Annotated in this window: 17 protein-coding genes; 10 read left to right on the top strand and 7 right to left on the bottom strand. The window is 41.0% G+C overall.

Annotated elements, in window-relative coordinates:
• Nucleotides 1–421 precede the first annotated feature (421 nt).
• The 5 genes from F903_RS15635 to thpD all read left to right on the top strand — a co-directional run bounded on the left by F903_RS15635 (nucleotide 422) and on the right by thpD (nucleotide 4,245).
• Nucleotides 422–856 carry a MarR family winged helix-turn-helix transcriptional regulator gene (locus F903_RS15635; protein ID WP_004672461.1) on the top strand — a complete coding sequence of 145 codons (435 nt, stop codon included), beginning with the start codon at nucleotides 422–424 and terminating at the stop codon, nucleotides 854–856.
• Nucleotides 857–983: 127 nt separating this feature from the next.
• Entirely contained in the window at nucleotides 984–1,559 is a 576-nt protein-coding gene (ectA, locus tag F903_RS15630) for a diaminobutyrate acetyltransferase (protein ID WP_005198486.1), read from the top strand.
• Between the two features lie 48 nt (nucleotides 1,560–1,607).
• The gene (gene ectB, locus F903_RS15625) at nucleotides 1,608–2,927 is read left to right on the top strand and encodes a diaminobutyrate--2-oxoglutarate transaminase (RefSeq protein WP_005198485.1); all 1,320 of its coding nucleotides are present in this window, start codon (nucleotides 1,608–1,610) and stop codon (nucleotides 2,925–2,927) included.
• Entirely contained in the window at nucleotides 2,924–3,337 is a 414-nt protein-coding gene (locus F903_RS15620; RefSeq protein WP_005198484.1) for an ectoine synthase, read from the top strand. Before ectB ends, F903_RS15620 begins: the two co-directional genes overlap by 4 nt.
• A gap of 2 nt (nucleotides 3,338–3,339) precedes the next feature.
• The gene (thpD, locus tag F903_RS15615) at nucleotides 3,340–4,245 is read left to right on the top strand and encodes an ectoine hydroxylase (protein WP_005198483.1); all 906 of its coding nucleotides are present in this window, start codon (nucleotides 3,340–3,342) and stop codon (nucleotides 4,243–4,245) included.
• A gap of 52 nt (nucleotides 4,246–4,297) precedes the next feature.
• On the opposite strand, the gene F903_RS15610 is transcribed toward thpD, so the two are convergent.
• A complete protein-coding gene (locus F903_RS15610) occupies nucleotides 4,298–5,485 on the bottom strand; it encodes an MFS transporter (protein WP_005198482.1) in 1,188 nt (395 codons plus the stop codon).
• 19 nt (nucleotides 5,486–5,504) lie between these two features.
• Complete coding sequence (locus F903_RS15605) at nucleotides 5,505–5,924, bottom strand: RidA family protein (RefSeq protein WP_004672467.1); 420 nt, start codon at nucleotides 5,922–5,924, stop codon at nucleotides 5,505–5,507.
• Nucleotides 5,925–5,995: 71 nt separating this feature from the next.
• Here F903_RS15605 and soxR point away from each other — a divergent pair, with 71 nt between their 5' ends.
• The 4 genes from soxR (at nucleotide 5,996) to F903_RS15585 (ending at nucleotide 10,116) form a co-directional block, all read left to right on the top strand.
• The gene (gene soxR / locus F903_RS15600; RefSeq protein ID WP_005198480.1) at nucleotides 5,996–6,481 is read left to right on the top strand and encodes a redox-sensitive transcriptional activator SoxR; all 486 of its coding nucleotides are present in this window, start codon (nucleotides 5,996–5,998) and stop codon (nucleotides 6,479–6,481) included.
• A 703-nt stretch (nucleotides 6,482–7,184) separates the two neighbouring features.
• Nucleotides 7,185–8,312: a Re/Si-specific NAD(P)(+) transhydrogenase subunit alpha gene (locus F903_RS15595; RefSeq protein WP_004672471.1), complete on the top strand. Its 1,128-nt coding sequence runs from the start codon at nucleotides 7,185–7,187 to the stop codon at nucleotides 8,310–8,312.
• 11 nt (nucleotides 8,313–8,323) lie between these two features.
• Complete coding sequence (locus F903_RS15590) at nucleotides 8,324–8,650, top strand: proton-translocating transhydrogenase family protein (protein WP_004672473.1); 327 nt, start codon at nucleotides 8,324–8,326, stop codon at nucleotides 8,648–8,650.
• Nucleotides 8,650–10,116, top strand: coding sequence for an NAD(P)(+) transhydrogenase (Re/Si-specific) subunit beta (locus F903_RS15585; RefSeq protein WP_004672475.1), 1,467 nt, complete (start codon nucleotides 8,650–8,652; stop codon nucleotides 10,114–10,116). Before F903_RS15590 ends, F903_RS15585 begins: the two co-directional genes overlap by 1 nt.
• Nucleotides 10,117–10,179: 63 nt before the next feature.
• On the opposite strand, the gene F903_RS15580 is transcribed toward F903_RS15585, so the two are convergent.
• On the bottom strand, nucleotides 10,180–11,001 hold the full coding sequence (locus F903_RS15580) for an SDR family NAD(P)-dependent oxidoreductase (protein WP_005198477.1): 822 nt from the start codon (nucleotides 10,999–11,001) through the stop codon (nucleotides 10,180–10,182).
• Nucleotides 11,002–11,278: 277 nt separating this feature from the next.
• On the opposite strand from F903_RS15580, the gene F903_RS15575 reads away from it, so the two are divergent.
• Nucleotides 11,279–11,662 (top strand): hypothetical protein, encoded by a 384-nt coding sequence (locus tag F903_RS15575; RefSeq protein WP_005198475.1) that lies wholly within the window; start codon nucleotides 11,279–11,281, stop codon nucleotides 11,660–11,662.
• Between the two features lie 83 nt (nucleotides 11,663–11,745).
• On the opposite strand, the gene rsfS is transcribed toward F903_RS15575, so the two are convergent.
• The 4 genes from rsfS to F903_RS15555 all read right to left on the bottom strand — a co-directional run bounded on the left by rsfS (nucleotide 11,746) and on the right by F903_RS15555 (nucleotide 14,990).
• On the bottom strand, nucleotides 11,746–12,144 hold the full coding sequence (rsfS, locus tag F903_RS15570; RefSeq protein ID WP_004672480.1) for a ribosome silencing factor: 399 nt from the start codon (nucleotides 12,142–12,144) through the stop codon (nucleotides 11,746–11,748).
• A gap of 81 nt (nucleotides 12,145–12,225) precedes the next feature.
• A complete protein-coding gene (locus F903_RS15565) occupies nucleotides 12,226–13,020 on the bottom strand; it encodes a hydroxypyruvate isomerase family protein (RefSeq protein ID WP_004672481.1) in 795 nt (264 codons plus the stop codon).
• A gap of 22 nt (nucleotides 13,021–13,042) precedes the next feature.
• Nucleotides 13,043–13,909 (bottom strand): NAD(P)-dependent oxidoreductase, encoded by an 867-nt coding sequence (locus F903_RS15560; RefSeq protein WP_005198473.1) that lies wholly within the window; start codon nucleotides 13,907–13,909, stop codon nucleotides 13,043–13,045.
• Nucleotides 13,910–14,201: 292 nt separating this feature from the next.
• Nucleotides 14,202–14,990, bottom strand: coding sequence for a crotonase/enoyl-CoA hydratase family protein (locus tag F903_RS15555; protein ID WP_005198471.1), 789 nt, complete (start codon nucleotides 14,988–14,990; stop codon nucleotides 14,202–14,204).
• Between the last annotated feature and the right edge of the window lie 44 nt (nucleotides 14,991–15,034).

The following is a 15,034-nucleotide window of genomic DNA, read 5'->3' as shown; positions in this document are numbered from 1 at the left end:
GATTTTGTTGAGAAACTTCAGCAATTTCCTCTGAATCATACATCCTGATAAAACAACAAAAATCGTAAAATATTGATCATGGCATGAATCTTGAATGGTTGTTTTTTGTGCATTGTTTTGGCTTTACATGAATTTGATAGGTTACACAAAATTACATAATTTATAATACTTTGATTTATATAAATATTTAAAAATGATTCATGATAAAATCATTCTTATTGAAACTATTTGATATGAATTGATTTGAAGAAAAAATATTCACTACCTATAATGATTTCTACTCAAGGTATCGGGAAATAGATGTACTTGGCGTTAGGGTCAAGCGTAAAGAAATAACGCGGTGATGTTTTATTAAAATACAGACAACATCATGTACAACGTACTACAATAGTGTGTTTAGCTTTTTTTGTGCGTGATTGAGATGGATGATGCTGTTCGTGTTTTACAAAGTGTTCGGCGGATTGAGCAGTGTGTGGAGCTTTATTCCAAAAGATTGTCTCAACTTCACCAAATCACGACACCGCAACTCGTTGCGCTGATGACCGTTGCAAAAATAGGCCCATGCAGTATGTCTGTCATTGGCAAAGCAATTTTTGTGAGTCCGAGTACCGTTGTTGGAATTATTGATCGTCTCGAGGAAAAAGGTTTGGTCTTGCGTGTAAGGGATACACAGGACCGTCGACATGTACATGTCAGCCTAACCGCGAAAGGCGAACAATTATTAGATCAATCACCGTCTGCGTTACCTGAAGGTTTTTCACTGGCTTTACAAGCTTTGACCAATGATGAGCGACAGCATCTCATTGTGTCATTAGAGCGGTTTGCCCAGTTACTTGAGGCAAAAGTTCCAAATTAAATCCAGTTGAAAATAGGGCAATACAGATTATCAATGTGATTGTTATTCAATGACATGCGTAGACACTATCCTGATACCACACTTATAACTTGAGTATGCCGATTATGGAAATACAAAAGGAGATAGCGTGGAAGCTTTATCAAGACAGTCAATTCGCTTGACTAAACAATCAGTGATTCATCAACTGAATCAATGCAGCGTTCGTAATTTTAAACCGAAAGATGTACGTGAAGTACACGCGCTGATTCAGTCCTGTCCATCTTTGGACCTCAACTCACTCTATGCATATGCATTACTTGCTGAACATCATACCGATACCTGTTTTGTGGCTTACAACCACAAAGGTGAAATCTCGGGTGTGGTGACAGGCTATATTTGTCCAGAAGATCCAGATACGTACTTCCTCTGGCAAATCGCGGTCTCGCCCAGTGAGCAAGGAAATGGGATCGGCTCCTTACTCCTTGATAACGTAAAAGAACAATGTTTAGAAAACCGCCAATTAAAATTCTTAAAAACAACAATTTCTCCAAGCAATAAAGCCTCTCAAAATCTTTTCCGCAGTTTTGCCTCTCGCTTTGATGTTCCTTGTAAAGTCAGTCCGTTTTTATCCAAGCAAGCGCTGCAACCTTTACAACCCGAACCATTCGATACTCAGCACGAGCCAGAAGACTTATACACCATCGGTCTTTGGGATTGGGATTGAGCAGTATTTAGGACATTTATTCCTTTTTAAATTAACTTGGAGTTATTCATGAATATTTTCAGTCGATTGGAGTCTGAAGTACGAGGTTATATTCATTCTTTTCCAACCATCTTCAAAACTGCAAAAAATGCGGTTTTGGTGGATGAGAATGATAGATCTTATATTGATTTTCTCGCGGGTGCGGGCACATTGAATTATGGGCACAATCATCCCGTGCTGAAACAGGCTGCAATTGATTATTTGATGCAAGACGGCATTGTGCATGGCTTGGACATGGCAACCTCTGCGAAAAAGGCTTTTATAGAAAGCTTTGAGCAATATATTTTAAAGCCACGTGCTTTAAATTATAAATTGCAGTTTACCGGTCCAACAGGAACCAATGCCGTAGAAGCAGCAATTAAGTTGGCGCGTAATGTCACCAAGCGCCACAATATTATTGCATTTACCAACGGTTTTCATGGGGTGAGCTTAGGCGCACTTGCATTAACAGGAAATCAAAAGTTTCGTGAAGCTGCGGGTGTGGCTTTGGGCAATGTTCATCATGCAGCATACGCGGGCTATTTTGGTGAAGATGTCGATACCATTGCGATGTTAAATCAGCTTTTAACTGATCGTAGCAGTGGCATTGATCTACCAGCCGCAATCATTGTTGAGTGTGTGCAAGGCGAAGGCGGCTTAAATTCAGCCAGTATTGATTGGCTAAAGCGACTTTCAGCTTTGTGCAAACAACACAAAATTCTATTAATTGTCGATGATATTCAAGCAGGCTGTGGACGTTCAGGTCATTTCTTTAGCTTTGAAACAGCAGAGATTACCCCTGATATCGTGACTTTGTCTAAGTCTTTATCTGGGTTTGGTTTGCCTATGTCTTTGGTTTTGTTTAAACCAGAATTGGATATCTGGCGTCCGGGTCAGCACAATGGCACATTCCGTGGCAATAATTTAGCATTTGTCACAGCGACTAAAGCGATTCAACACTTTTGGGCGGATCAAAGCTTCCAGACAGCGTTGGCGCAGAAGTCCGAATTGGTGAGCCGTCGATTACAAGAGATGGTGAAGAAATTCCCAGCGGCAGAGTTAACCCATCGTGGTCGTGGTTTGATGCAAGGTATCGCATTTAAAAACCCAGACTGGGCCGATGAAGTGACAACACAAGCTTTCCAACTTGGTTTAGTGATTGAGACTTCTGGCAGTCGTGGTGAAGTGGTGAAATTACTACCGCCATTGACGATTGAGCCTGAAATCTTAGAACAAGGGATTGAGCTGTTAGAGCAGGCGATTGAACATGTGGTTCAGGTCTATACCCAAGCCAATTTATCTCAAGCGAAAATAAAATCGACAGTTAAAGTACACGGAGTAGTTTCATGATCGTACGTCAATTACAAGATATTCTAAATACTGATCGTGATGTGCAGACAGAAACGTGGGCAAGTCGCCGTTTATTATTACGTGAAGATGGTATGGGCTTTTCGATGCATGAAACCACCATTTTTGCAGGTACAGAAACGCATATTTGGTATAAGAACCATTTAGAAGCGGTGTATTGTGTCAAGGGTGAGGGCGAGATTGAGCTGATTCCGTCTGGAGAAGTCTTTAAAATCACGCCAGGAACACTCTATGCCTTAGACAAGCATGACAATCATTATCTACGTGCGACCACTGATTTGGTTTTGGTCTGTACTTTCAATCCTGCCTTGGTAGGCAATGAAGTACACGACAAAGACGGCGTGTATGCAACACCAGAACAAATGATCAAACAGACTGGGGAGGAGGTGTAATCGTGCAAATGAGTAACCCTTACCTGACTCGAAGAAGTGATGCTGCGGCAATCATTTCGCGCGCAGATCCAGTGGTTTATCAGCAAGATGTCGTTCAAGGTGCAACCGAACAGCAAAAGCAGGATTATGCAAAAAATGGCTTTTTGCAAGTTGATCAATTGTTTAGTCAAGATGAAGTACAACATCTACTGAATGAGTTGCATCACATGCGCCAAGATTTCGCCGTGCAACAACGCCCTGAAGCGATTATTGAGCGTGAAAGCCAAGAAGTGCGTTCGATTTTTAATGTACACCGTTTAAATGATGTATTTCAAAATCTAGTCTCCGATGAACGAGTATTAAACATTGCTCGATCATTACTGGGAAGTGATGTTTATATACATCAGTCGCGGATTAACTATAAACCGGGTTTGCATGGCAAAGAGTTTTTTTGGCACTCCGACTTTGAGACATGGCATAGTGAAGATGGCATGCCGAGAATGCGTGCTTTAAGTTGCTCGATTTTACTGACGGATAATGATGATCATAACGGGCCACTTTTGGTGATCCCTGGTTCACATCAACACTATATTTCTTGTCAGGGTGAGACCCCTGATGAACACTATAAAAAGTCGCTCAAAAAGCAAGAGTATGGTGTACCCGATGGTAGCTTATTGCGCTATTTGGCCGATATGGGTGGCATACATTCGTGTACAGGGTTGGCAGGTAGTGTTGTGTTCTTTGACTGCAATTTAATGCATGGATCAAACAGTAATATCACCCCATTCCCACGCAGTAATATTTTCTTTGTCTATAATAGTATCGACAATCAATTACAGCAGCCATTGGGTGGGATTAAACCCCGACCTGAATTTATTGCGGCGCGAGAGGATATTGTTGCGATTGAGCCGAATAACTTAAGACTTTAAACGCTATCCTTATAGAGATGCCAAGAAGATGATTCTTCTTGGCATTTTTCGTTTAGGCTGAAATGGTTTTGGATGAAACCAGCTTATCCAAGAAACTAAAGAACATACAAGCGAAAACCAAACTGAGACCAACCAAACAGGTCATGCTCCAGCCTCCATGATTCCATGAGAAAATTCCCAGTGCAGAACCGCAAGCGCCGCCAATAAAATAGGTGGTCATATAGATGGCATTGATACGTGACTTGGCATCAGGGCGTAAACGGAAAATAATGCTTTGATTACTGGTGTGAACGAGTGCTAGAGCCAATTGGATCAGCGCGAAGCCAAGAATATAACTGAATAAATAAGTCTGACCATAATAGAAGCAGATCCAACTCAAGATAAATAACCCACAACCCATCCATGTCAATTGTTGGGTATAGCCTCGATCTGCATATTTACCGATATATTGTGTCGATAATGCACCAAAGATGCCGACCAATCCAACCATGCCAATCAGCAGATCAGACAGTTGATGTGCGGAAGCTAACAGTAAGGCGATGGTCGAAAATAAAATGCTGACGGCAGCAAAAGCAAATCCACCTGAAAGGGCACGTAATAAAAGGCGTTTTTCTTGTTTCAGTAGTTGTGCCATCGATGCAAACACTTGCCCATAATTCATTTTCATCCGCATCACATACGGTAAACGGCTTTTTAGGGCATAGGCCAATATCAACATCAATACACCACTGACCGCATAAATCATTTTCCAGTGAAATAAATTGGAAAATAACCCTGCTAAACTGGTCGATAGTAGAATCCCGACCAATAGTCCACTCATCAAGAAGCCAACCACTTCGCCCGTTTTTTCAGGCTGAACGGTCATGGTTGCCAATGGAATCAGGATTTGTGCAGCAACTGAGAATAAGCCAGCTAAGACTGTGCCAAGCCATAACATTGGTAAATTCACTGAAAAAGCACTAATAAATAAACCGACCGCACAAAAACACATTAATAAAGGAATAAACTTGGTTTTATTGACCACATCGCCCATTGGTACAATAAACAGTAAGCCCAAGGCATAAGAAACCTGTGCAAAAGTGACGGTGAGGGCCGCTTGACCCTCCGTCACAGCAAAATATTGCTGAATCGAATGGATCAACGGTTGACTATAATAGTTTGCACCTGCGCACAAACCACATGCCACCGCCATAAACCAGAGCAGGGCTTTATTTTGACTAATATCTTGGGAGGCAGACATAATTCTCTCTATAACGGGTCTAAGCGGTATATGCAGTTGCTTCAATTTCGATTTGCATGTCTTTTAATGCTAAACAGGGCACAGGAATAAGTGTGCAAACAGGGAAAACATGATTTTTCCACAAACGCTGCATGATATGAGTCAATTTTTGAAGTTTCTCAGCATCATGATCGACAACCAGAATACGTAAAACAGCAATATCTTGAAGTTGGGCTTGAGCTGAAGTTAAAGCATGTTGGATATTATAAAAGACTTGTTGTACCTGTTGGTCAAAATCTTGTGACAGTTCACCATTTTTATTTTCACCGCCTTGACCTGCAATATGAATGGTACGCATATTGGGTTGTACGATGCTGACATGGCTATACCCATTGGCACGTGGGTCATACAGCTCATTTGGATTGATTATGGTAAATGCTTGCGTATTTGTATTATTCATTGGAAAACACCATTCAGAAAACTGAGTTATGTTAGTATCAAAGCTCAAGTTAACTAGAGGTCAAGCATATTTTGGAACAAGAACAATTACAGGCTTGGCTCACGATTGGTGAGCTTGCAAAGCGAAGTGGTGTAAGTGTTGCAACCATTCGTTTTTATGAAGAAAAAGAACTGATATGGAGCGTACGAACTTCAGGTAACCAGCGCCGTTATCAACGCGCTATATTGCGGCGAATTGCAATTATTAAAGCAGCGCAACAAGTTGGGATTAGCTTGGGGCAAATTAAAGAGACCTTTGTTTCTTTACCTAAGCAACAAATTGCCAGCAAACAAGACTGGCAAACGATGTCTCAGCAATGGCAAGGCCAACTTGATCAGCAAATCATGATGTTATTGCAATTACGTCAACAACTCGATCAATGTATTGGTTGTGGCTGCCTGTCTTTGGCGCAATGTCCATTGCGGAATCCTGATGATTGTTTAGCAAAAGAGGCAATGGGCGCTCATTTTCAGGAAATTTTATTTTTACTCAATCAAAAAAATGATGCGACAGGCTAATTTGCTTAAAAATCGCACCAATATTGTGCAATATACGGAAATTTGCTGCTAAAAAATAAACAAATATCACTTGAGAAAATGCCAAGCTACGTTTTTACATTTCTTTTTTAATTATGCTTATTATTTAATCGCCAACATTACATTGAATGGATTGAAATTTCGATTCATTCAAGCTTGGTTAAATTTAAGTGAATAACAGGGCTAATAAAAAGTAGCCGAAAAAAACAATAAAAGTTTAAATAAGCCAATCCACTCGCGTAATCGCATGCTTATGATGCCGATTCAGGTCGTCAATCTGTAGATACCCGACGCAAGTGCCATTGATATGTAACGCATTTGAACAAGGCTTATTTATAGTGAACGCTGTGCTGTAGATTTATTTCAATAGATATCGCTTTGCTATTCAATCGCGCATGCGATACAAAGTGTAGATATGAGCAGATTTATGTGGATGATAATGGCATATCATCTTTAACGAGTATCGAAGCGTAGGTTTGCATTATAAAAATCAAACATACCAATCATACAAGTTTGAGACATTAATATGAATCATCAGTTCAAAATATAGGTATTTATTAAATAAATATTGGGTGGAATTTTAAAAAAGTTCCATTAAAATCCTAAGTCTCTACAAAGAATACTCCTGGGGGAAACATTGCGATTCGCGATGTTTACTTAAGAAAAACTAGCTTGAGGAACGCTCATGCAGATCGGAATCCCAACCGAAACTGTCGTCGGTGAAAGTCGTGTTGCTGCAACACCAGAGACAGTGAAGAAGTTGATTAACGCAGGTCATAGCGTTGTTATTGAACGTGGCGCTGGTGTTAAAGCTGCGTATATTGACAGTGCTTATGAACAAGTTGGCGCAGCCATTACGGATGATGCATATACAGGTAGCCAAATTATTTTGAAAGTACGTGCCCCGAGTGGTAACGAAATTCAAAAACTTGCGGCGAATACATCTGTGATTGCAATGTTTGACCCTTACCGAAATCCAGAATTAGACCAATTTGCTGCTCAGCAAGTGTCTGCTTTTGCTTTAGAGTTGCTTCCACGTACACTTTCACGTGCACAAAATATGGATGTACTTTCTTCTCAAGCAAACTTAGCAGGTTATAAATCTGTATTGTTGGCTGCGGCTGAATATCAACGTATGTTCCCAATGTTAATGACGGCTGCTGGTACTGTAAAACCTGCACGTGTTGTGATCATGGGTGTTGGTGTTGCTGGTCTGCAAGCGATTGCGACTGCAAAACGTTTGGGTGCAATCGTTGAAGCGACCGACTTACGTCCAACCGCTAAAGAGCAAGTTGAGTCTTTAGGTGGTAAATGGTTAGACGTGCCGATGTCTGATGAAGAAAAGCAAAAAGCTGCCGACGCTGCCAAGAATGGTTATGGTTGGATGCCGGGTGAGCAATACATTCAAGATCAAGCTGCGATTGTGGATAAAGCGGTATCAAATGCAGATATCGTGATCACCACTGCTTTGCTTCCTGGTCGTAATGCGCCGCGTTTAATTAAAGCTGAAACCGTTGCCAAAATGAAACCGGGTTCTGTCATTTTAGATATGGCAGTTGAAACGGGTGGAAACGTTGAAGGTTCTAAAGAAGGCGAAACAGTAACAACTGAAAATGGCGTGAAGATTTTGGGTATCCCAAATATTCCGGGCACAGTTGCAACTGAAGCATCTGCATTGTATGCACGTAACGTATTTAACTTCCTTGAGACATTGTTTGACAAAGACAAAGCCTTTGCGATCAATCAAGAAGATGAAATCCAAAAAGCGTTACTCGTGACACATGGCGGTCAAGTACTGCTCAAGCGTGGTTAAGGAGAGTTCTTATGGTTGAAACGATTACAATTTTCGTCCTTGCCATCTTCGTAGGTTATTACGTTGTTTGGGGTGTAACGCCAGCGTTACATACGCCATTGATGGCTGTAACAAACGCATTGTCTTCAATTATTGTTGTTGGCGCAATGATTCAAACCGTCGGTTTGCCATTTATTGGGATTGAGGGTTCGGTTTATTTTGAGACCATTAACCCGATTAGCATTTTAGGTGCAATCGCTGTGTTCCTTGCAAGTATTAACATTTTCGGTGGTTTCGCTGTAACGGCGCGTATGCTTGAAATGTTCAAACCTAAGCAAAAGAAAAAAGAGGGCGTGTGATGGAATTTATTCGAGACTATGCGGATTGGTTCTACCTGATTGGTGCTGTCCTCTTTATTTTAACTTTACGTGGTTTGTCAGGTCCAAAGACAGCGATTGCGGGTAGCCGTTACGGTATGATTGCGATGGCAATCGCGGTTGCAACGACATTCTTTGTGGCTGAAGGTCCAGTGGTTTGGATGATCGGTTTGGCAATGGTTGCTGGTGCAGCGATCGGGATTACCAAAGCGCGCGCAGTACCTATGACGCAAATGCCTGAAATGGTTGCATTGATGCACTCATTGGTCGGTTTAGCAGCAGTATTGATTGCGATTGCGACTGTATTAAAAGCGGCTCATTTTGGTCAGTTTGATGCAGCACAATTGACTTCTGTGAACGAAGCGATGTTGGCTGAAGGCTATACAGCATTTACTGGCTTTAGCAGTACTTATCGTTTTGAATTGTTTGTGGGCTGTTTCATTGGTGCGATTACCTTTACAGCATCTGTATTTGCTTACGGCAAACTTGCAGCAAAGAAATGGGCGAAAACCATTTCAGGTGCATGGGTAAAACCACTACAAGCTTTGTTGTTTATCACAATGTTAGTTTTCGGTGGTGTGTACTTCGCTACAGATAGCTTGACTGCGTTCTACATCATGACTGCATTTGCTTTGGCATTTGGTTGGATGTGGATTGCACCAGTCGGCGGTGGTGATATGCCAGTGGTAGTATCGTTACTGAACTCATTCTCTGGTTGGGCAGCAGCAGGTATTGGTTTCACACTTGAAAACAATATGTTGATCGTTGCAGGTTCACTTGTTGGTTCTTCTGGTGCGATTCTTTCTTACATCATGTGTAAGGCGATGAACCGTTCTATCATCAATGTATTATTTGGTGGTGCAATGGGTGGCGCAGCAGTTGCAGTTGATAAAGGTGAGCAAGTACAACGTAACTATCGTTCTGGTTCTGCTGATGATGCTGGCTTCTTGATGTCAAATGCGGATAGCGTTGTGATCGTGCCGGGTTATGGTATGGCGCAAGGTCGTGCACAGAATGCAGTTAAAGAGTTGTGTGAAATCTTAAAAGAACAAGGTGTAAAAGTTCGTTTTGCGATTCACCCAGTTGCTGGTCGTATGCCTGGTCACATGAACGTATTGTTAGCTGAAGCAGATGTTGCGTATGAAGACATCTTAGAGATGGATGAGATTAACTCAGACTTCCCTGCAACTGATGTTGTTCTTGTTATCGGTGCAAATGACGTGGTTAACCCTGCGGCGAAAGATGATCCGACATCACCGATTTACGGTATGCCGATTCTTGAAGCACACAAAGCTCGTACGATTATGGTGATCAAGCGTTCTATGGCAACAGGTTATGCTGGTCTAGATAATGACTTGTTCTACAATGAAAAAACCATGATGGTCTTTGGTGATGCGAAGAAAGTGGTTGAAGATATGACTAAAGCAATCAATGGTGGTGGTCACTAATCTGACCTCAAGTAAGATTGTAAAAGCCACCTTCGGGTGGCTTTTTTGATTGCTACTTTTTGATTAAAGATACTTTTCTACAAGATCCATAGATTGAGCATATAAATCACGTGCAAGCTGTTGGTTTTTAGCATGAGGTGATTTCCAGTCTGGCATATGTGCACTCACATACTCGCCATTGCGATTTTCCCATTCACCGCCAATCGCCATTTCAGTTATGAGTTTGGCTGGAACAGAAGTGGGTACTAAACCAATTTTCATCACTTCATAAATGGGCTTCGGCAAATCGCGATAAATGTCAGAAGCGACACCACCAGGGTGTAGGGCGTTGTTGCTAATGGTACTACCTGCCATCTGTTCGGCTAATGCATTACTGAATAGTAAGTTGGCAAGTTTAGACTGACCATAATAGAACAATGGGTTGTAGAAACCCTCGGCACGAAATTTATTGGGTTTGATTGATCCAGCCCAATGTGCAATTGAAGCGAGATGGATAATTCGAGCTTTGGGTGCTTGCTGTAAAACTGGAATAAGTTTGTGCGTTAGCAGAAAATGACCAAGATAATTGACACCAAATTGTTGCTCAAAACCATTTTGTGTTAATTGTTTGGTCTTTGAAAATAGTCCAGCATTGTTAATTAGAACATCTAGGCTGCCATAGCGATTGGCAATTTCATCTGCTGCTTTACGTGTATTTTCGAGGCTATTTAAATCAAGTGATACTAAGTCGACTTGACCTTGATCCAGTGCGCGGAGTTTGTCTTGTGCCGCTTGGGCTTTTTGCGGGTTGCGACAGGCTAAGATGACATGCTGTCCTTGCTTAACTAATTGTTCAGCGGTGGAAAAACCAATACCTGTATTTGCACCAGTAATGAGAATCTTCACTTTGTTTACTCCAGTTATGACTTTTTATAGATTGAGTGTTTAAGCATTTTTATAATACGTTAAATTTGACAATTTAGCATGTCAGTTTTAAAGCTAGGAGAGGCGATCTTCTTTTGATGTGAATAAATTTATGTGGGATTGATTGATTTTAGCTTTGGTGATGCGAAGTTAGTCGTTGAAAATTTGAGAAGGCTGCCTTAGGTCGTTTTTTGTTTTAATTAGATATTAAGGATGGTAGTGTTCTACGGACATATTTAAATTATTTTAAGAGGTTCGGGTGATCAAAAGAACAATATTTTTCGTGATTTCATTTATCTGTTTTTCTTTTTCTTCTATGGTCTTAGCAGAGCCTCTTGAAGAGGCCAGTGAAAAATATGCAAATTGTTTAATACAAAAAGTTGAGCCACAGATAAAAATGAATAAAGATGAAAATGCTATTGTTGAATATGCTTTTTATGAGTGTAGACAAGAAGAGCGGCAATTGATGGGGACGTTTGATATAAAAAACTTGGCGGGTGACAACTATAAAAATATAAGTAAAGAGCAACTAAAGTTGATTGATGAGCTAAAAAGTGGGAGGGTAGAAAAAATGAGGAAAGAAATGTCCGAGATAATGCTTGAAGTTATTCGAGAGGGAAGAAAAGACACGATTGAGCAATAAAATGTGAAGATATAAAAAGAAAATCTGACCTTTAAAAATTAAAAAAAGCGATCTATATAAGATCGCTTTTTTACTTAAAATATTTATGCGACAGACTCAGGAGCGCGCCATAAACTTTCAAGGTCATAGAATTTACGAGCAGTAGGCAACATGACGTGTACAACGACGAAACCTAGGTCAATTAAGATCCATTCAGCGTCTCGTTCACCTTCGACACCGATTGGGCGAAAACCTGCTTTACGTGCTTCATCAGCAACATTATCCGCGAGGGCTTTAACATGACGGGTTGAAGTGCCGCTGGCAATAACAATTGCATCAGCAACATTGCTAATAGAACTGACATCTAGTTCTAGAATATCTTTGGCTTTTACATCAGTAAGGGCTTCATGTACGACTTTTAAACAAGCCTGTACATCGGTGCTTGAAGTTTTGATTTTTAGGTCGTGAGAATTAGAAGCGCTGGGCGATGGTTCTAAATTCATGGGGCGTATATTTTCCTGACAATTGCTCATTGTCAAATATACCGTTTTTAACAAAAAAATTCAAATTTTAGCCGTAACAGATTATGTGTTCACATCATTGGAAAAATATTTCTTTTTCCATGCAAATGATTGATCTGAGTGAGTTTCTGGTCTGTATTCGGCGGCAATTAAACCTTGATAATCACTTTGTAACAACCAGTCAAAGATTTGTTTATAAGGAATATTTCCAGTGTCAGGCTCATGGCGGCTCGGACAATCAGCAAATTGTATATGCCCAATATGATGAAGATTCTCTTGTAAACCCGCTAAAACATCTTCACCCATCATTGCCATGTGATAGCAATCATATTGCATTTTAAGTGCAGGATGATTCACTGCTTCAAGCATTTCTTGCGCTTGGGCAATATTTTGTATTAAAAAACGGGGCATATCTGTGCCATTGATCATTTCAAAAACAGGCTCAATATCATGCTCCGTGAGCATATGACATGCGAGTTTCAGATTGCTTGCTAGTGTGTTTAAGCAAGGTAGTAAATCGGCATCTAAAGGTTGTTTGCCTGCGAGTATGTTTATGCGAGGTACATTCAATGCATTGGCATAGCTGATCGCAAGTTCAAGTGCTTGATAAAATGTCGTTTCTAATCCAGGAACACCAGCCAATCCATTACCACCTTGCATCAGGTCTCCCGCAGGGGCATTAATGAGACACAAAGAGAGGTTGTATTGGTCAAGTTGGGTTTGGATATCAAAAATTTCTAATTCATAGGGAAATTGAATTTCAACATGCTGAAAACCATGTGCGTGTGCTAAAGCAAAGCGCTCGATTAAAGGTACTTCAGTAAAAATCATCGATAAATTGACGGCAAGATGACTCATATTAACCTCCATGATTCATTAATTATTGTTCTATATGTTGAATGATAGTAGCTAAATCATTCTCAGCAAAGCCATTTTGTTGGTGTGCTTGTAACTGTAGTAGAGCTTTTTGTGCGACAGGTATCTGTAGGTTAAAGCTTTGTGCAAGTTGTAAAGCATTGTTTAAATCTTTAGAGAGGGTTTGGACTTTCCACTGTACTGGTTCAAAGGTATGAGTCGCCATACGGGGAGCAAGTATTTGTAGAGGTTTGGAATCAGCAAAACCGTCTGCAAGTGCAGGAGCGAGTAAAGTCGTATCCACACCAGCTTGGTCGGCAAGTGCAACAGCTTCAGCAATCAAGGTGCTATTGGCTGCAACAATCAGTTGATTGCAGATTTTTGTGGCTTGTCCTGTTCCTGAATCGCCCATACGGGTTACACGTTGCGATAGGACTTGATAGATTGGGTTCAGTTGTTCGATGGTCTGAGCATTTCCACCTGCAAAGATAACCAGTGTGCCTTGTTCTGCGCCCATCGTTCCACCCGAAACAGGGGAGTCGATCCATGTGACTTGTTGTTGTTGAGCTGATCGAGCCAATTCTTGGGTTGCTGCTACCGATAAGCTAGAGAAATCAACGATAATTTGTTGTGGTTGTAGGTAAGGCTGAATTTTCATGAAAACACTTTGAACTGCTTTGTCATCCGCCAAGCAGGTCAAAATAACGGGATAGTCTGCAATCTGATCGAGTTCTAAAGCAGTTGCACCTTGTTTAATCAATGCTTCACAAGCATGTGGGCTGCGGTTCCAAACGGCAACTGAGTATCCTGCTTGAAGGAGTCGAGCTGTCATGCGTGTACCCATTAAGCCCATACCTAAAAAAGCGATAGGTGTTTGTAGATTGATTTGCATATAAAAACTCAATAACTTAACGATTTTGATTTAAGATTTTTCACTGAAATATGATATCTGGAAACGCCATTTGTAGCCTATGTCATATTAAGCTTTAAAATTTACGTAGCCTCATAAAGTGCGAGGAATTGAATTGTCTTTGCGTTGGCATTGACCTTACTTTTCACGGATGAAAAGTAACAAAAATCCTTTGTTGGACAGAGGGTACGTCGATGTTACCCCTGTCCAACAGGCGACATCCATGTCGCCCCACGATAATAAATAATGGGATAGATTTGAGATTAAATTCAGCTTATTTATATTGTCTTGGCAAGAACTCAACTTCAGGGTTCTTATCTTTCTTGCGTGCAAGTGCGCTGTTTTTACCTAAAATCAGTTTAAGCTGCCACAGCTTTTCTAAGCGTAGTGCTTTTTCTGGCTGATGTTGCATCGCATCTAATACGCGTTTGGCAGCCATCAATGCATCTGGAGAGCGTTGTAACATTTCTTGGGCAATGAGATTTGCCTTTACTAATGGATCAGCGTCCAAATGCGTGACCAAGCCGATTTCTTTGGCGTATTGCGCATCAAAAATACGTGCTGTCAGGGTCAATTCTTTGGCTAAATCAACGCCGATTAAACCCTTTAAAGAACGGGTTAAGCCCATATCAGGCACAAGCCCCCAACGACTTTCCATGATTGACATTTGTGTATTAGGTGTGGCAATACGAATGTCGGCAGCGAGTGCAAGTTGCATACCTGCACCGAAACAATAGCCTTCAATTGCCGCGATGACTGGAATCGGTAAGTTTTGCCAAATTAAAAACGCTTTTTGAAAAAGACTTTGTCCCGGTTTAATCAGTTCCCATGCCGCAAACACGGTATTTTTAGGGTTATTTAGATCAGACAAGTCAATGCCTGCACTAAACACCTGCGCTTCACCCGTTAAAATGACACAACGGATCGAACGATCTTTTTCAATTTTTTTGGCAGTTGCGACAAGTTCCTTTAACAACGCAAAACTCATTGCATTGCGTTTGTCTGGACGGTTGAGGTAAACCGTTGCAATGCCATTATTCTTTTCAACGCGTAAAACGGCCATCTGTCATACTCTTATTGTGTTTGATGATCGGCAGCATAGCATGA

It is taken from the genome of Acinetobacter sp. NIPH 298 (assembly GCF_000369505.1).
Classification (GTDB): Bacteria; Pseudomonadota; Gammaproteobacteria; order Pseudomonadales; family Moraxellaceae; genus Acinetobacter.
Note: the sequence above shows the minus strand (reverse complement) of the source record. Positions and strands in the feature narration are given on the sequence as shown.